Source organism: Leptothrix mechoopdaensis (SeqCode) (genome assembly GCF_053893855.1).
The window spans coordinates 101924-118690 of sequence record NZ_CM132699.1 but is presented as its reverse complement, the minus strand read 5'-3'; the positions used below and the strand labels follow the sequence as shown (position 1 = coordinate 118690).

Sequence of the window (16767 nt, the reverse complement as noted above, 5' to 3'; positions counted from 1 at the left end):
GCCGTCACGATCCGGACAAGACACCGCCCGGGGGCCTGAGGCATGATGCCCCGGCCATTCCGCACGCCCCACTGGACCGCCCTCCGCATGAGCACGACCGACCCATCGACCGCCCACACGCACGACCTCGTCATCATGGGCGGCGGACTGGCCGGCCTGACGCTGGCGCTGCAGCTGCGGCAGGCCGATCCGGCACTCGACATCGTGGTGCTGGAGCGGCGCTCGCATCCGGTGCCGCTGGCCTGCCACAAGGTCGGCGAATCGTCGGTCGAGATCGGTGCCCACTACTTCGAGCAGGTGCTCGGCCTCGGCGAACACCTGCGCAGCCAGCAGTTGCGCAAGTTCGGCTTCCGCTTCTTCTTCTCCGAAGGCCGGCGCGACATCGACCAGGTCACCGAACTCGGGTCGAGCCGGCCGCTGCCGGTCACCAGCTACCAGATCGACCGCGGCAGCTTCGAGAACTTCCTCGGCGAGGAATGCCAGCGTCGCGGCATCCGCTTCGTCGACGGCGCGCTGATCCGCAAGGTCACGCTCCACGAAGGCCCGGGCGACGGCCTGCACACGGTCGCCTGGCAACGTGCCGGCGAGCCGCAGCAGACGCTGCAGGCGCGCTGGGTCGTCGACGCCTGCGGCCGCGCCGGGCTGATCAAGCGCCAGCTCGGCCTGGCGCGCGAGAACGCGCACCCGGCGCACGCGATCTGGTTCCGCGTCAAGGGCCACATCGAGATCGACCGCTGGAGCGACAACCCGGACTGGCAGGCCCGCTGCGTCACGCCCACCCGCTGGCTGTCGACCAACCACCTGGTGGGGCGCGGCTACTGGGTCTGGCTGATCCCGCTGTCGTCGGGCTCGCATTCGGTGGGCATCGTGGCCGATCCGCGCATCCACCCGGTCGAGACGATGGACACCTTCGACAAGGCGATGGACTGGTTCGAGACGTACCAGCCGGCGCTGTTCGACGAGCTCGATCCGCGCCGCGACGACCTGCAGGACTTCGCCTTCTTCCGCCGCTTCTCCTACGACTGCTCGCAGGTCTTCTCGGCCGACCGCTGGGCGCTGGCCGGCGAGGCAGGCCGCTTCCTGGACCCGTTCTATTCGCCCGGCAGCGACTTCATCGGCATCGGCAACACCTACATCACCGAGCTGGTGATGCGCGACCGCGCCGGCCAGCGGCTGGAGGCCCACACCCAGGTCTTCGAGCAGATCTTCCGGTCCTTCTACGACAGCACGCTGGCGCTCTACGTCGACCAGTACGGGCTGTTCGGCGACCCGGAGGTGCTGCCGTCCAAGGTGTGCTGGGACTACACCTACTACTGGAGCGTGCTGGCGCAGCTGTTCTTCCACCAGAAGCTGGCCGACCTGGGCGCGCTCTCGCAGCTGCGCGACGAGCTGCAGCTGTGCCAGCGGCTCAATGTCGAGGTGCAGGCGCTGCTGCGCACCTGGGGCGAACACAGCCCGCGCCGCAACCGGCCGGTGATGCTGGACCAGGCCTCGGTGCCGTGGTTCGTCGCGCTGAACGCCAGCCTGAAGGACACGCTGGACGCGGCCGGCTTCAAGGCCCGCATCCAGGAGAGCACGCGGCGGCTGCGGGCACTGGCGCTGGAGCTGCGCGAGCGTGTCCGCGCCGATCACCCGGCACTGCACTGCCCGGCCCTCGACGCGCTGCTGCCCGAGGGCAGCGTCGCCGCCTACGAGCCGATGCTGTTCGACGCGCCCGACCGCGTCGCGGCCTGAGTGGGCAGCGTCCCGGACCACCGCGCCGGCCTTGCGACGGCGGACGGCTTCTACCCGGCGCTGTGGCGCTGCTGGCGTCGCCACCTGTGGGTCAAGGTCTTCGGCATCAGCGGCTTCATGTGGCTGTTCTTCGTCGGCTACTTCCACCTGCTGCGCCACCCGGTCTACCCGGTCACCGTGATGCCGCTGACCTGGCTGGACCAGGCCATCCCGCTGCAGCCGGGCTGGCTGGCGGCCTATGTGTCGCTGTGGGTCTATGTCGGCATACCGCCGGGCCTGTTCCTGACGCTGCGGGGCCTGATCCGCTACGGCCTGTGGGCCGGCGCGATGTGCCTGACGGGGCTGGCGTGTTTTTACTTCTGGCCCAACGCGGTGCCCCCGCACGGCATCGACGTGTCCGGCCATGCCGGCTTCGCGCTGCTGCAGGGTGTCGACGCGGCCGGCAACGCCTGCCCGTCGCTGCACGTGGCCTCGGCCGCCTTCTCGGCGCTGTGGTTGCGCCGCCAGCTGGCGCTGCTGGGGGCGCCGCGCAGCTGGCATGTCGCCAACATCGCGTGGTTCCTGGCGATCACCTGGTCGACGCTGGCAACCAAGCAGCACGTGGTCCTCGACGCCGTCGCCGGGACGCTGTTGGGCGTGGTCTTCGCGCTGGCCTCGCTGCGCTGGGGACCGCCTGTCGAAGGGGGCCCGCAGCCCGGCTCCACCGGGCTGACGCCAGGGGGCCGCTGATATCATCGAACGTTTGCGGACGAGTCCGGAACCGGTGCATGGGAGGCCCTGCTCCGGTCAGAAATCCCCCCCGGATTCCCACCTGTCGACCCGCTCGACGGGCCAGCCGCCCGACCACGGAAACCTACACATGAGTTCGCTCCCTGAGCTTCAGGCCCTGATCCAGGAAAAGTACGGCCTCGATCCGTCCCAGCTCGATCCGAACGCGTCGATGGCCGAGAGCGGCATTGACTCGCTGGCGCTGGTCGAGTTCCTGTTCGCGGTCGAGGACCACTACGGCATCAAGCTCCCGGAAGAGGAATCGCATGTCGACACGCTGGCCGCGCTGGCGCTGGTGGTCGACAAGGTCCGCGCCTCGCAGGCTGCCTGAGCAGCGCCGCGCGTGAGCCACGGCATCCTCGTCACCGGCCTGGGCGTCATCGCGCCCCACGGACACGACGCGACGAGCGTCTTCGAGGCGGTCGCCCGCGGCACGTCGGCGGTGCGTGAACTGCCGATGGAACTGGGCAAGCCGGTTGCGGCGGCCACCGTCGACATCGACCTGACCCGCTGGTTCAACAAGCTGCAGTCGGCCGGCGTCGACCGCGTCAGCCAGCTCGCCGTGGCCGCCGCCGACCTGGCGGTGCAGGACGCCGGCGGTCTCGGCCATGTCGCCCCCGAACGCATCGGCATCTACGTCGGCTGCGGCATGGGCGGTGCGGCGGCGCTGGATGCCGCCTACCGCTCGACCACCGGCCGGGTCTCGCCGCTGACCATCCCCGCCTTCATGCCCAACGCGCCCGCCGCCCACGTGGCGATGCGGCTGGGCGTGCACGGCCCGGTGCTGACCTATGCGGTGGCCTGCGCCTCGTCGTCGGTCGCGATCGCCGAGGCGGCCAAGGCGGTGCGCTGCGGCGAGGTCGACCTGGCCATTGCCGGCGGCACTGAATCGCTGATCGTCCCGGGCGTCGTGCTGACCTGGCAGGCCATGCAGACGCTGGCCAGCTTCACGCCCGGGGGCGACGCCGCCGCGCGCTGCTGTCGCCCGTTTGCTGCCGACCGCAGCGGCTTCGTGCTCGGCGAGGGCGCGGCCTTCCTGGTGCTGGAAAGCGCCGAACGCGCCGCCGCCCGGCAGGCGCCGAACCGCCATGCCGAACTGGCCGGCTGGGGCCTCAGCTGCGACGCCAGCCACCTGACCAAGCCGGACGTTCAAGGCCAGCAGCGCGCGCTGCGGGCGGCCCTGCGCATGGCCGGCCTGGCGCCCGCCGATGTCGGCTACGTCAACGCGCACGGCACGGCCACGAAGGCTGGCGACGCGGTCGAGTGCGAGGCCATCCGCGCGGTCTGGGGCGACGCCCTGCCCGGTCTGCGGGTCAGCTCGACCAAGGCGCTGCACGGCCACCTGCTGGGCGCGGCCGGGGCGCTGGAGGCGGTCATCACGATCCAGGCGCTGGCCCGCCAGAAGCTGCCGCCGCAAGCCCATTGCGACACGCCCGACCCGCTTTGCGACGTGCCGCTGGCGCGCGCGGACGAGCCGCTGGCGCGCCCGCTGGAAGCGGCGCTGAGCAGCTCCTTCGCCTTCGGCGGCACCAACTCGTCGCTGGTCTTCAGGCGGACCTGAACGGCCTGACCGGGCCCGGTCAGGCCTGGCTGCGCAGCGCCGCGACGCTCATCTGCAGCACCCGCGCATCGCCGCTGGCGCGGTGGCGCTGCAGGGCGGTCTCGCGCCGCACGTGCTCGCGCACCGCGTCGAACCGGTCCAGTTCATGGGGCTCCAGCAGCTCGCGCAGGTCACGCAGCCGGAAGGTCGGCACCACATCGGCCGCATCGAACAGCCGGGCCAGCCAGACGTAATCGTGCGCCCAGGCATCGCAATAGACCTGCTGGCCGGCCAGCGCGGCATTGAGCATCCTCGCCACGATGCCGACCGGCCGGCCGTGCTGCAGCAGCACGGTGCGCTCGATGCCGTGGACCTTCGCGGCCGACGGATCCCAGCCGGTCCAGTCCGGTTCCGGCCGGATCAGCGTGCAGCCGACCTCGCTGGCCGGGCCGACGTAGCCGACCTCGATCGGGTAGCTGCCACGGCCGAAGCCCGAGGCTTCGACGTCGAGCACCCAGGGCAAGGCCACGTCGCGCCGCCTCAGGGGTTGGCGTTGTCGGGCTCGGGTTCGCCGCTGGACGCGCTCGGCACCCGCACCACCGTCACGGTGCATTCGGCCTGCGCGACCACCTCCGACGACACGCTGCCCAGATAGCGCCGCAGCGCCGAGTTGCCGCGCGCGCCCATCACGATGTGGTCGACCTGGGTGCGGCGGGCGAACTCGATGATGGCCGAGGCCGCATCGGGCGCTTCCAGCACGTGGAAGGTCAGGCGGTTGTCGGCCAGCCCGAGCGCCTGCGACAGCGGCCGGGCCCAGTGCTTGAGGCCGACCAGCTGCTTGACGTGCAGGCTGTTGCCCTGCTTGTCGGTCAGCTCGTCCATCCCGATGCGGTTGGTCTTCATGACGCTGACGCATGCAAGACGCGCGCCCTGTTCGGTGATGACGATGCGCCGCACCGTCTCGCGCAGCAGGTCCAGCAGGTCGTCGGCCGCGCCGTTGACGTCGACCGCCGCCATGACGATCGGCGCGCGCTTGAGCTGTTCGGACACGCTCGGCCGTTCGACCGGCTCGGCGCCCAGCGCCTTGAACCAGCGGCTCAGGCGCTGCAGCTGGCTGCCGGTGTCGCGCTGGCGGGACCGCTCGGTCAGCGGCACCCCCGTCGGATTGGCCAGGTCCTGGGCCAGGTGGGCGGCGCTCGGATGGCGCTTGTCGGCCTGGACTTCCAGGCAGCGCAGGATGACCTCCTGCAGCCACGGCGGGCAGTCCGGCCGCAGCGTGATCGGCGGCACCGGGCGCACGTAGAGTCGCTCGCGCAGCCCGCGCACGCTGTTGGGCGCACCGAAGGGGCGCGCGCCGGTGACGAGGTGATAGAGCATCACGCCCAGCGCGAACAGGTCCGAACGCGGCTCGCTGCGCACGAACTGCACCTGCTCGGGCGACATGTAGGGCCCGGTGCCCATCGGCAGGTTGAACTCCTCGTCGAGCAGGTCGGGCAGGTGGTCGTGGCGGCTCAGGCCGAAGTCGACCAGCACCGCCTCGCCGCTCGGCCGGAACAGGATGTTGCTGGGCTTGATGTCGAGGTGGATGACGTGCTGGCGGTGCAGGTCGTGCAGCGCGGTCGCCACGCGGATGCCGATCGAGACGACCTCGTCGATCGGCAGCGGCGCCTGGTCCAGCCGGGGCCGCAGCGACTCGCCGCCGATCTGCTCCATCACGATGTAGGGCCGGGTGATGAAGTCGCCGCGGGCGACGAAACGTGGCACGTGGATGCCGCGCAGCGTCGGCAGGATCATCTGCTCGACCTCGAAGCCGACGATGGTCGCCGGGTCCTCGCCGCCCTTGATGCGCGGCACCTTCATCAGCAGCGGGCCGGCATGGTCCGGATGGCTCACGCTCCACAGGTTGGCCATGCCGCCCTGGTGCAGGCGGGCCTGCAGCTCGAAGCCGTCGACCACGTCGCCGGGGTTCAGCGGCGACTGGCTGGTGGTGTCGTCGATCAAGTTCTTGTCCTCCCTCGCGATGGCCGCTCCTTCGCGGCCGGTCTCAGGTGCCGTCGACCAGGCGCGTGGCCAGCGTGCGCGGCAGGCCGGCGGCGACGATCTTGGCGCCGGTGGTCTCGTGGTCGTAGGGCACGCGATGGAAGGTCAGCGTGTGGCGCGCGCTGTCGAACATCGCCCAGCAGGCGGCCGGATTGCCGTCGCGCGGCTGGCCGGTCGAACCCGGGATCGCCAGCCACTGGCGATGGCCCGGCACCGGCACCGCGACGCCCGGCACGGGGCGGAAGTCGGCGATCTTGCCGGTGCTGGACATGTGATAGAGCGTCGGGTGGTGGACATGCCCGCAGAAGGTGTGCCGGCAGTCGGTCGCGTGCATCGAGCGCACCGCCTCGGTGCGGCCGAGGATGTATTCCCAGCCCGACGGCGCATGCGCGTTGGCGTGGACGAACAGGCAGCCGCTGTCCTCGACCTTGTAGGGCAGGCTGGCCAGGAACTCGATCTGCGCCGGGCTGAGCTGGTCGCGGGTCCAGGCGATCGCGCGGCGGGCGTCCTCGACCAGGTTGGGGCTGGGCCCCTGCACGACCGCGTCGTCGTGGTTGCCGCGCACGGCGATGGCGCCCTGCGCGACGAGGTCCTGCACCCGCTCGACGACCCAGCCCGGGTCGGCCCCGTAGCCGACGAAATCGCCCAGCAGCGCGATCCGTTCGGCACCGTGCAGGTGGGCCTGTTCGAGCACGGCCTCGAAGGCTTCGCGGTTGGCGTGGATGTCGGTGATGAGGGCGAGCTTCATGGTGGTTCTGGAACACGGCGGCGGGGTCGCCAGCCAGCGGTCGAGGATAGCCTCGCGATCACGTCCGGCCGGGCTTGCAGCGTCGCGCAACGGGCTGACGCCGGGCTGTCCGGCCCGCTCCGGTCGGCGTCGGCCGCTCACCCGGCCCCCGTAAGATTCAGGGTTCCTGCCGATGGCGTCCACGCCACGCGAGCCTTCAAGCCGTCATCCGGGCCGTTGCCCGTCGACCTCCCTTCATGTCCCTGCCGTACCCGTCACACGCGTCGCTGCCGCCCGGCACCGCCCCCATCGCCGCGCCGGACGCGCTGCGGCCGGCCGGCCCGGCTGCCGAGCCGTGGTGGACCGCCCGGCCGCTGAACCGTGGCGAGCGGCACGACGGATCGGCCCGGCTGCGCTGGGCCTGCGACGGCGACTGGCTGCTGGCCCACATCGGCGTCGACGAGGCGGCCCACCCGGACGGCCTGGTCGGCGCCGCACGCCACGCCTACGCGACGCTGTTCGCGCTGATGGCGCAGCACGGCCTGACCGAGCCGGCGCGGTTCTGGAACTACCTGGCCGACATCAACGTCGAGACCGACAGCCCGCACGGCCGGCTGGAGCGCTACCGGCAGTTCAACATCGGCCGTCAGCAGGCCTTCGCCGCCGCCGGGCAGGCCGCCTTCGACGGTGCGCCGGCCGCCTGCGCGCTGGGCACCGGGGCCGGCGCGCTGAGCGTCACGCTGCTGGCCGGCCGCCTCGTGCCCCGCGCGATCGAGAACCCGCGCCAGGTCAGCGCCTACCGCTATCCCGGCGACTACGGCCCGGTCAGCCCGACCTTCTCGCGTGCGGCCGTGCTGCCGCTGCCGGACCGTCGCCGGCTGCTGTTCATCTCCGGCACCGCCAGCATCGTCGGCCATGCCAGCGTCCACCTGGGCGACGTTGCCGAGCAGACGCGCGAGTCGCTGCGCAACATCGACGTGCTGCTGGCCCAGGTCGATGCCGACGCGGCCCGCCTGCGCGAGCGCCTCGACCTGTGCGTCTACCTGCGCGATGGCGGCGACCTCGCCGTCGTGCAGCCGATCATCGCGGCCTGGTTGCAGCACGATGCCGACGCGCTGGCGCGCATCACCTGGCTGCGCGCCGACGTCTGCCGCGCCGAGCTGCTGGTCGAGATCGAGGCCCAGGCCGAACTCGCCGCCACGCCTTTCCACGTCAACGCCGACGGAACCCACGGAGCCCCCGCATGACCTCACGCCCTCGCGGCCACCTGATCGCCGGCCTCGTCGCCGCCCTCGCCCTGTCGGTCGCCGGAACGGCCCGGTCGGCCGACAGCGCCGAGGCGATGACGCCCGACGCACCGGCCCGCCCGGTCATGAAGTCGCTGCCGCTGTGGGAGCTGGGCGCCGGCCTGAGCCTGCTGCGCCTGCCGGACTACCGGGGCGCCGAGAGCTACCGCGGCTATGCGCTGCCGCTGCCCTTCCTGGTCTACCGCGGCGACTTCCTGCGTGCCGACCGCGAAGGCGCACGCGCCGTGCTGCTCGACACCCCCGTCGCCGAGCTGGAGGTCAGCATCAACGCCAGCCCGCCGGTCTACACCGATGCAACCGGCGCCCGCGCCGGCATGCGCCGCGTGCCGGCCACCTTCGAGATCGGCCCGAAGCTGCGCAGCACGCTGCTGCGCACGCCCGGGCTGCGGCTCAACCTCGAACTGCCGGTGCGTTCGGTGCTGACACTGGAATCGTCGCCGCGCCACGTCGGCAACGTCTTCACGCCCAACCTGGACCTGTCGGTCAGCACCGGCACGCCTTGGCGACTGGGCTTCGTCGCCGGTCCGCTGTGGGCGTCGCAAGGCGTCAACCAGCGCATCTACGGCGTCAGCGCGGCCGAGGCCACCAGCACCCGGCCGACCTACCAGGCGCGCGGCGGCTACGGCGGCTGGCAGGCGCTGGCCGGCACCTCGCGGCGCTACGACCGCCACTGGGTCGGCGCCTTCCTGCGCTACGACCACGTCGGCGGCGCCGTCTTCGGCGACAGCCCGCTGGTGCGCTCGCGTCACAACCTCAGCGGCGGCGTGGCGATGGCCTGGGTCTTCGCCACGTCGTCCGAACAGGTCACGCGGGCGGACTGACACCGTGCCCGAGGCCTCGACCTCCTCGCGCGGGCCGCGCGGCCCGCTGCGCTGGCTGCTGATCGCCTGGCTGTGGGTGCTGGTGGCCTGGCTGGGCCTGCTGTCGCTGACCTGGACGCTGCTGGCGATGCTGCTGAACCCGCTGCTGCCGGCCGCCTTCGGCCAGCGACTGGGCCGCGCGGTGATCGCCTGGGGCTACCGCTTCTACTGGGCGTGTGGCCGGGCCAGCGGGCTGATGCGCATCGACGCGCGAGAACTCGACGTGCTGGCCCGCCAGCCCGGCGGCCTGATCGTCGCGGCCAACCACCCGTGCATGGCCGACGCGATGCTGATCGTCGCGCGGCTGCCGCGCAGCGTCTGCATCATGAAGGCGGGCCTGCAGCGCAACATCTTCCTGGGTGCCGGTGCCCGGCTGGCGCGCTACATCGCCAACGACGTGCCGCACCTGCTGGTGCGCCATGCCGTCGAGGAACTGCAGGCCGGTGCGCAGCTGGTGCTGTTCCCCGAAGGCACACGCACCGAAGGCGACCAGCTGCAGCCGCTGCGCGGCGGCATCGCGCTGATCGCGCAACGGGCCCAGGTGCCGGTGCAGGCGGTGATCATCGAGACCGACTCGCCCTTCCTCGCCAAGGGCTGGCCGATCTGGCGCCTGCCCCCCGTGCCGATGCACTACCGGCTGCGGCTGGGTCGACGCTTCGATCCGCCTGCGGCCCATGACCCGGCCGCGCCCGCCGAGCTGATGCAGGCGCTCCGGTCCCACCTCGAACACGAGCTCACGCGATGAGCCACCCCATGCCCGCGACCACGCCCCACCCCACCCACGCCCTGCTGATCCCCAGCTACAACACGGGCCCCAAGGTCTACGAGACGGTCCGGGCCGCGCGGGCGCAATGGGCGCCCGTCTGGGTCGTCGTCGACGGCAGCACCGACGGCACCGCCGAGGGCCTGCAGGCGATGGCCGCCGAGGACCCGCTGCTGAAGGTGCTGGTGCTGCCGCACAACCAGGGCAAGGGCGCCGCCGTGCTGCACGGCCTGCAGGCAACGCGCGCGGCCGGCCACACGCACGTGCTGGCGATGGATTCCGACGGCCAGCATCCGGCCGACCTGATCCGCGCCTTCATGCAGGCCTCGATCGACAAGCCCGACGCGATGGTGCTGGGCGAGCCGGTGTTCGACGCCTCCGCGCCGCTGCTGCGGGTGCGCGGCCGGCGCATCTCCAACGGCTGGACCAACCTCGAGACGCTCGGTGCGGGCATCCACGATTCGCTCTACGGCTTTCGCGTCTACCCGATCGAGCCGCTGATCGCGGTGATGCGCAGCCAGCCGTGGATGCGCCGCTTCGACTTCGACACCGAGGCCGTCGTGCGGCTGGCCTGGCGCGGCGTCGCGCCGATCAACCGCCAGGCGCCGGTGAAGTACCTCAGCGCCGAGGAAGGCGGTGTCTCCCACTTCAACTACGTGCGCGACAACGTCCTGCTGACGTGGATGCACACGCGGTTGATGGTCGAGTTCGTGCTGCGACTGCCGCTGCTGCTGCTCAGGCGTTGGCTGCGGCAGCCGCCGTTCCAGTACCTGGGGCGGAACTCGGACTGATCTCCCGGCCGGCCAGCACGGCATCGCCGCGCAGCGCCGGCAGCCAGCGCCGCAGCATCGGCGTGGTGACGATGGTCGAGAACACCGCCATCAGCACCAGCATCGTGAAGACCTCGCGCGAGATCACGCCCAGGTCGTAGCCGACGTTGATGATGATCAGCTCCATCAGCGCGCGCGTGTTCATCAGGATGCCGACCAGCCGCGCGGCCGGCGACGACAGGCCGGCGGCCCGCGCGGCCAGCGAGCAGGCGCCGTACTTGCCCAGCGTGGCCAGGGCGATCAGCAGCGCGCACCAGCCCCAGGCGCTGGCGCCCGACAGCGAACCGATGTCGGTGCGCAGCCCCGTGTACGTGAAGAAGATCGGCAGGAAGAAGACCTGCACGAAGCTGCCCACGCGCGACTGCCAGGCCAGCGCGAAGGCCTGCTGGCGATGCAGCAGCACGCCGGCCATGAAGCCGCCGAAGATCGCGAAGATGCCGAGCTGGTAGGTGCACATGCCCATCGCGAAGATCAGCGCGATGGCCGCGCCCATGGCGGTCGGGCCGAGCTCGCCGCCATCGGCCTTCATCCGCCAGGCGATGAACCGTTCGATCGGCGGGCGCAGCACGAACCAGGCTCCGAGCGCGAAGGCGAGCACCAGCACGACCTCGCGCACGAACACGGCGGTCGAGAACGCCGCCGTCGTCAGCGCCGTGACCAGCGCCAGCAGCAGCCAGCCGACCACGTCGTTGATCGCCGCCGCGCTGATCGTGATGACGCCCAGCGGCGTGCGCGTCAGGCCGAACTCCATCAGGATGCGGCCGAGGATGGGCAGCGCGGTGATCGAGAAGGCGGTGCCCACGAACAGCGCGAAGGCGTGGCGCGGCGCGGCCGTCATCAGGCTGTCGGGCATGACCCAGCCCAGCGCCAGGCCCAGGCTGAACGGCGCGACCAGCCCGGCCAGCGCGACCCACCAGACAGCCCGTCGGTTGCGCTGTTCGGACAGGTGGCCGAAGTCGAAGGCCAGACCGATCTGGAACATCAGCAGCAGCAGGCCGATCTGCGACAGGATGGTCAGCGTCTGCGGCCCGACCGAACGGAACACGTAGGTGAACAGCTCCGGCGCCAGCGCGCCGAACAGCGACGGGCCGAGCATCAGCCCGACGACGATCTCGCCGACCGCCGTCGACTGGCCCACCCGCTGAGCCACCGCCCCGCCGAGCCGGCCAGCCAGCACGATCACCACCAGCTGCAGCAGCACCGCGAACAGCAGCGCCTCGCTGGCATGCACGCCCGCAGCGGCGGCGGCACCGGCGGCCGTGTTCATGCCATGCCGCCGTTGATCGACACGACCTGGCCGGAGATGTAGCCGGCCTCGTCGCTGCACAGGAAGCCGACCAGCGCGGCGACCTCGTCGGGTCGGCCGGCGCGCTTGGCGGGCACCAGGTTGGCGATCAGCTTGTCGTCGAACACCGCGTCGGCCATGGCCGAGGCAATGATGCCCGGCGCCACCGCGTTGACCGTCACGCCCCGGCTGGCCAGCTCCATCGACAGCGCCTTGGTCGCGCTGTGCAGCGCGCCCTTGGCCGCCGCGTAGTTGACCTGGCCACGGTTGCCGGTGATGCCGGCCACCGAGCCGATGTTGACGATGCGGCCCCAGCGCGTGCGCAGCATCGGCAGGGTCAGCGGCTGGGTGACGTTGAAGAAGCCGTTGACCGACACGTCGATGACGCGGTCCCACTGGTCCGGCCGCAGCCCCGGGAACACGGCGTCGTCGTGGATGCCGGCGTTGTTGACGAGGATCTGGATCGGCCCGTCCTTCAGCAGCGCCTCGACCGCCGCGGCGCTGGCGGCGCGGTCGGTGACGTCGAAGGCGACCGGCTCGGCGCTGAGGCCCTCCGCACGCAGCGCATCGGCCAGCGCCTGCGCGGCCGACAGGCGGCTGTTGGCATGCACGATGACATGGGCACCGGCCTGCGCCAGCCGGCGCGCGATGGCGCTGCCGAGGTCGCCGCTGGCACCGGTCACGAGGGCGCGGCGGGCGGGGTTCTTCACGGGGTCGGTCATGGTGCTTTCGTTCGGGTTCAGGTCGGTGTGACGGGGGTGTTCAGCACCACCGCCGCCCGCCCGCTGGCCAGCGTCTGGTCGCCGTGGCGGACGCTGAATTGGTAGAGGATCTGTTGCGCATCGCCGGCCTGGCGGGCCACCTCGATGCGCAGCGGGCCGGTCAGGTCGTCGAGCCGCCAGCGGCTGAAGTCGACGCCGCGCGCGCTGGCGAGAAAGCCCGGCTTGGGTGGCTCAGTCGATGAGCCAGCCGCGCTGGCCGCGAGCCGTTCGCCCAGCAGGGCGCCGTGCAGCGCCATGGCCTGCGCGGCGTATTCGATCGCCGCGCCGACCAGCAGGCCGCTGGCGCTGCGCAGCGGGTGGTCGGCCCAGCGGTGGCTGTCGGCCTCGCAGGTGATGCGGCCGTCGTCCCAGGCGATCAGGCGGTCGAGCAGGCACATCGTGCCGGCATGCGGGATGCGCGCGGCGATGCCGTCGCGGCCCATCAGCGGCGCGGCCGTCATGCCGGCTCCACGTGGAGGCGCACGGCCGGTCCGGCCGGCCATGCGAGCCGGACCTCGGCCGGGGCACGTCGCGCGATGGCTTCGAGCAGCGGCAAGGCCCGCGCCGCCGGCACCTGCGTGCGCAAGGCTTCAAGGCCGGCGTCGTGGCAGGGCGTCTCGACGACACCGGCGCCGGGCAGCAGGTCGACCGTCACCCGGGCCAGATCCAGCCCCGCCGCGTCGGCCGGAACAGGCGACAGGATCAGCGCCACGCCGACCACATCGGACATCGGCCGGCAGGCCTGCAGCGGTTCCGGGTAGGGGCTGTCGCTGGCCACCAGCAGGATGGGCTGGCGGCGCGCACGCACCAGGCCGATCGCCTCGACCAGGCCGGCGACGAAGCTGCCGTCGTGCGCGCACAGGCTGGTCGAGGCCTGGCGGCCGCTGACCGCGATGTGCCAGTAGCCGGCCGGCGCGTTGTGGACCGAGTTGGTGAAGCGGGTCGGCGAGACCAACCGCTGTGGCAAGGCCAGCGCCTCGCACAGCGCGTGGCAATTGGCGCCATCGCCGTTCGACGAGGTGAAGACCGAGGCCAGCGTGGCCGGGTCGATGCCGGACTGCGCGATGACCTGTTCGGCCGTCACCAGCGCCGCCTTGACCGCCGCACCGGCCCGGCGGCGTTCGGCCGGCGGCAGGCCTTGCGGCGCGGCCAGCGCGGTCGGCGCGTGGGCCCAGGACTGGGCGCCGGTCAGCACCGGTTGCGCGGCGGCCCAGTCGCTCAGGCCGGGGCCGATCAGCGCGGCGGCGCGCACGAAGACGGGCTGCGGCGCGTTCATGGCTGGTCTCCGAAGACGAGGCTGGCGTTGGAGCCGCCGAAGCCGAAGGAATTGCTCAGCACCCGCCGCACCGGCGCGCGGCGGTTCTCGCCCAGGTAGGCGATGTGCAGGTCCGGGTCGGGCGTCTGGCGGTGCAGGCCGCCGGGCATCAGGCCCTCGCGGATCGCCAGCAGGCTCAGGCTGGCCTCGACGCCGCCGGCGGCGCCCAGCGTGTGGCCGGTCGCGCCCTTGGTCGAGCTGCCGGGCACGCGGTCGCCGAACACGGCCATGACCGCGCGGTCCTCGGCCGCGTCGTTGCCCGGCGTGGCGGTGCCGTGCAGGTTGAGGTAGTCGATGTCGTCGGGCGCCAGGCCGGCGTCGGCCAGCGCCATGCGCATCGCGGCGACGGCGCCCAGGCCTTCGGGATGCGGCGAGCTCATGTGGTGGCCGTCGCTGGTCTCGCCACAGCCCAGCAGCCAGCCGGCGGGCACGCCGCCCGGGGCACCGCTGGTGTCACGTTGCAGCAGGCCGTAGGCGGCGGCCTCGCCGAGCGACAGGCCGCTGCGGTTCGCGTCCCAGGGCCGGCAGATCTCGGGCGAGAACAGCTCCAGCGCGTTGAAGCCGTACAGCGTCGTCAGGCACAGGCTGTCGACGCCACCGACCACCGCCGCGTCGATCCAGCCGGCCTCGATCAGGCGTTGCGCCGAGGCGTAGACCTTGGCGCTGGACGAGCAGGCGGTCGACACGACCCAGGTCGGCCCGGAAAGGTCGAGCGCGGCGGCGACGAAACGCCCGAGCGCGCCGTTGTTGTGCGTCAGCCCGTAGTGGAAGTCGGCCGGCAAGGCGCCGGTGCCAGGACCGGCCGGACCTTCGGCACGGCGCCGGTAGGCCAGTTCCGTCTCGTAGATGCCGGAGGTGCTGGTGCCCAGCAGCACGCCGACGCGGTGCGCGCCCCAGCGGGCCCGGGCCTGCGCGACGGCCTCGGCGAAACCGTCCTGCTGCAGCGCCAGCCAGGCCAGCCGGTGGTTGCGGCAGTTCCAGTCGGCCAGCGACTCGGGCAGCGTCACGTCGTCGAGGCCACGCACCTGGCCGATCCAGCCGGGCAACGTGACGTCGGGGAAGTCGCAGGGCGTCAGGCCGCTGCGGCCCTCGTGCAGCGCGGCGGCGTGTTCGGCCAGCCCCCGGCCAAGGGCGGTGCACAGCGTGTGGTGGGTGATCGGCAAGGGCGTCATGTCGGCCTCGTCAGACGGGATGCGAAGTAACGGACGGCACCGGCGCCGCCGCGCCCGGCTTGCGGGCGACGAGCAGCACGTTCGCAAACGGCGTGCCCTGGCTCATCGGGCGGGCCTCGGCGACGAAGCCCAGGCGTTCGAGCGTGGCCAGCCAGTCCCGCAGCGGCCGGCCCCAGGTCGGCGGCACGCGGTGGCCGCGGGTCCAGGTCACCAGCCGGTCGACCCATTGGCTGACGACGAAGCCGGCGCGCCGGTCGACGTCGCCGATGCGCAGCAACAGCACGCCGCCGGGCGCCAGCGCGGCATGGACCCGCGCCAGCACGGCGTCCTGCGCGCTGAGGTCGACGTAGTGCAGGACGTCCAGGATCACGACCGTGTCGCAGTCCGGGAACGGCACCGTGCGCATGTCGCCGCACAGCACCTGCGCATCGTCGCGGCCGACCAGCGCGGCCTGGGCGCGGGCAACGTCGCGCGGCATCAGCTCGACGCCGGTGTAGTGCGCCAGCGCGGGCGCGGCGGCCCAGGCGGTCGGCCACTGGCCGGCGGCTTCGGCGCGGTCGGAGGCCGGCACCAGATGCGCCAGCAGCGCCTGGCCGCAGCCGATGTCCAGCACACGGGCCGAACGGCGGATCAGCCCGCTTTCGAGCAGGTGGCGGAAGACCGGGTCGCGCGCGAGCTTGCCGCGCGCGAAGTGCCAGGCGAAGCGCCCGGCGCTGCGGTAGGGCGTGGTGGCCTCGTCGAGCAGGCGGCGCCAGACGGCGTCCGGGCGGATCGGCGGTGGTGCGCTGGCTTGCGCCATGTTCGGGGTCGTCATCGGGTCTGGGGGATGGGTTCGTCGTGGGCGGCGCTGCCGCAGGCCTCGCTCAGCGTGACCGCCTTCAGGCCCTGGGCTCGCAGCCGTTCCAGCAGCGCCGGCAGGACCGCCAGCACGACCGGCCGGCCATCGGTGGCGCGGGCGGCATGGCCGTCGTGCAGCAGCAGGATGTCACCGGCGGCCAGACCGCGGATCAGGCGCGCCAGCACGCGTTGCGGGTCGCGCTCGCGGGTGTCGTAGCCGCGCCGCGTCCAGCTCGCCAGCGTCAGGCCCAGGCGGTGCAGCTGCGGGCCCAGGAAAGGGTTGCGCAAGCCGGCCGGGGCGCGGAAGAAACGCGGCGCGTGGCCGGTCAGGCGCGTCAGCACGGCCTGCGACGCGGCCAGTTCCTGCGCGTAGCCACGCGGGCCCAGCAGCGAGAAGGTGTGGCGGTGCCGCAGGCTGTGGTTCTGCACCTCGTGGCCGCGCCGGAGGATCTCGTGCACCAGCCCGGCATGGCGCTCGGCCCGTTCGGCGATGCAGAAGAAGGTGGCGCGCGCGCCGGCCGCGTCCAGCAGGTCCAGCACGGCGGGCGTCAGCTCGGGGTCCGGGCCGTCGTCGATCGTCAACGCGACCTCGCCACGCGCGGCGGCGGCCGGCGGCAGGCGGGTCAGGTTGGCGCCCAGCCAGTCGGCGCGCGGCCAGAGGCCGGCGAAGGTGATCACCGCATGGTCCAGCACCAGCGCCGCCAGCAGCCAGGGCCATGACGCCGGCCAGACCAGCAGCACGGCCAGCGCCACGACGTGCAACACCACGCTGGCGCGCAGCAGCGGCGGCCAGGGCCAGCGGGGCGGGTCGTTCGCCAACGTCGTCAT

General features: G+C 72.5%; 18 protein-coding genes. 8 read left to right on the top strand and 10 right to left on the bottom strand.

Going from position 1 to position 16767, the window contains the following annotated elements; all coding sequences use genetic code 11:
- Positions 1-87: 87 nt before the first annotated feature.
- The 4 genes from ACWA7K_RS00585 to ACWA7K_RS00570 all read left to right on the top strand — a co-directional run bounded on the left by ACWA7K_RS00585 (position 88) and on the right by ACWA7K_RS00570 (position 4063).
- Positions 88-1734 (top strand): NAD(P)/FAD-dependent oxidoreductase, encoded by a 1647-nt coding sequence (locus tag ACWA7K_RS00585; protein WP_456164623.1) that lies wholly within the window; start codon positions 88-90, stop codon positions 1732-1734.
- Positions 1735-2463: a phosphatase PAP2 family protein gene (locus ACWA7K_RS00580; protein WP_456164621.1), complete on the top strand. Its 729-nt coding sequence runs from the start codon at positions 1735-1737 to the stop codon at positions 2461-2463.
- 130 nt (positions 2464-2593) lie between these two features.
- Positions 2594-2833 (top strand): acyl carrier protein, encoded by a 240-nt coding sequence (locus ACWA7K_RS00575; protein ID WP_456164619.1) that lies wholly within the window; start codon positions 2594-2596, stop codon positions 2831-2833.
- Between the two features lie 12 nt (positions 2834-2845).
- A complete protein-coding gene (locus tag ACWA7K_RS00570; protein ID WP_456164617.1) occupies positions 2846-4063 on the top strand; it encodes a beta-ketoacyl-[acyl-carrier-protein] synthase family protein in 1218 nt (405 codons plus the stop codon).
- Positions 4064-4082: 19 nt separating this feature from the next.
- On the opposite strand, the gene ACWA7K_RS00565 is transcribed toward ACWA7K_RS00570, so the two are convergent.
- Genes ACWA7K_RS00565 through ACWA7K_RS00555 form a run of 3 tightly spaced genes read right to left on the bottom strand, consistent with a single transcriptional unit; the run spans position 4083 to position 6830 of the window.
- Positions 4083-4571 (bottom strand): 3'-5' exonuclease, encoded by a 489-nt coding sequence (locus tag ACWA7K_RS00565; RefSeq protein ID WP_456164615.1) that lies wholly within the window; start codon positions 4569-4571, stop codon positions 4083-4085.
- A gap of 11 nt (positions 4572-4582) precedes the next feature.
- Complete coding sequence (locus tag ACWA7K_RS00560; RefSeq protein WP_456168632.1) at positions 4583-6040, bottom strand: serine/threonine protein kinase; 1458 nt, start codon at positions 6038-6040, stop codon at positions 4583-4585.
- A 46-nt stretch (positions 6041-6086) separates the two neighbouring features.
- A complete protein-coding gene (locus ACWA7K_RS00555) occupies positions 6087-6830 on the bottom strand; it encodes a metallophosphoesterase family protein (protein ID WP_456164613.1) in 744 nt (247 codons plus the stop codon).
- Between the two features lie 236 nt (positions 6831-7066).
- Between ACWA7K_RS00555 and ACWA7K_RS00550 the strand changes: the two genes are divergently transcribed.
- From ACWA7K_RS00550 to ACWA7K_RS00535, 4 genes are read left to right on the top strand one after another with little or no spacing between them, the layout of a single operon-like run.
- Positions 7067-8056 carry a chorismate transformation enzyme, FkbO/Hyg5 family gene (locus tag ACWA7K_RS00550; protein ID WP_456164611.1) on the top strand — a complete coding sequence of 330 codons (990 nt, stop codon included), beginning with the start codon at positions 7067-7069 and terminating at the stop codon, positions 8054-8056.
- Positions 8053-8937, top strand: a complete 885-nt coding sequence (locus ACWA7K_RS00545) for a MipA/OmpV family protein (RefSeq protein ID WP_456164609.1) — start codon at positions 8053-8055, stop codon at positions 8935-8937. The genes ACWA7K_RS00550 and ACWA7K_RS00545 overlap by 4 nt, the downstream gene beginning before the upstream one ends.
- Positions 8938-8941: 4 nt before the next feature.
- A complete protein-coding gene (locus ACWA7K_RS00540) occupies positions 8942-9721 on the top strand; it encodes a lysophospholipid acyltransferase family protein (RefSeq protein ID WP_456164607.1) in 780 nt (259 codons plus the stop codon).
- Complete coding sequence (locus ACWA7K_RS00535) at positions 9718-10530, top strand: glycosyltransferase family 2 protein (RefSeq protein ID WP_456164605.1); 813 nt, start codon at positions 9718-9720, stop codon at positions 10528-10530. The genes ACWA7K_RS00540 and ACWA7K_RS00535 overlap by 4 nt, the downstream gene beginning before the upstream one ends.
- Here the strand turns inward: ACWA7K_RS00535 and ACWA7K_RS00530 are convergent.
- The 7 genes from ACWA7K_RS00530 to ACWA7K_RS00500 are packed head-to-tail and all read right to left on the bottom strand — an operon-like array spanning position 10475 to position 16767.
- A complete protein-coding gene (locus ACWA7K_RS00530; protein WP_456164603.1) occupies positions 10475-11836 on the bottom strand; it encodes a cation:proton antiporter in 1362 nt (453 codons plus the stop codon). The two genes, ACWA7K_RS00535 and ACWA7K_RS00530, sit on opposite strands and share 56 nt — an antisense overlap.
- Entirely contained in the window at positions 11833-12576 is a 744-nt protein-coding gene (gene fabG / locus ACWA7K_RS00525) for a 3-oxoacyl-ACP reductase FabG (RefSeq protein ID WP_456164601.1), read from the bottom strand. The genes ACWA7K_RS00530 and fabG overlap by 4 nt, the downstream gene beginning before the upstream one ends.
- Before the next feature lie 17 nt (positions 12577-12593).
- On the bottom strand, positions 12594-13076 hold the full coding sequence (locus ACWA7K_RS00520; RefSeq protein ID WP_456164599.1) for a hydroxymyristoyl-ACP dehydratase: 483 nt from the start codon (positions 13074-13076) through the stop codon (positions 12594-12596).
- A complete protein-coding gene (locus ACWA7K_RS00515) occupies positions 13073-13891 on the bottom strand; it encodes a beta-ketoacyl synthase chain length factor (RefSeq protein ID WP_456164597.1) in 819 nt (272 codons plus the stop codon). The genes ACWA7K_RS00520 and ACWA7K_RS00515 overlap by 4 nt, the downstream gene beginning before the upstream one ends.
- Entirely contained in the window at positions 13888-15102 is a 1215-nt protein-coding gene (locus tag ACWA7K_RS00510; protein ID WP_456164596.1) for a beta-ketoacyl-[acyl-carrier-protein] synthase family protein, read from the bottom strand. The genes ACWA7K_RS00515 and ACWA7K_RS00510 overlap by 4 nt, the downstream gene beginning before the upstream one ends.
- Before the next feature lie 10 nt (positions 15103-15112).
- Complete coding sequence (locus ACWA7K_RS00505; protein ID WP_456164595.1) at positions 15113-15916, bottom strand: methyltransferase domain-containing protein; 804 nt, start codon at positions 15914-15916, stop codon at positions 15113-15115.
- Complete coding sequence (locus ACWA7K_RS00500) at positions 15913-16767, bottom strand: polysaccharide deacetylase family protein (RefSeq protein ID WP_456164594.1); 855 nt, start codon at positions 16765-16767, stop codon at positions 15913-15915. The genes ACWA7K_RS00505 and ACWA7K_RS00500 overlap by 4 nt, the downstream gene beginning before the upstream one ends.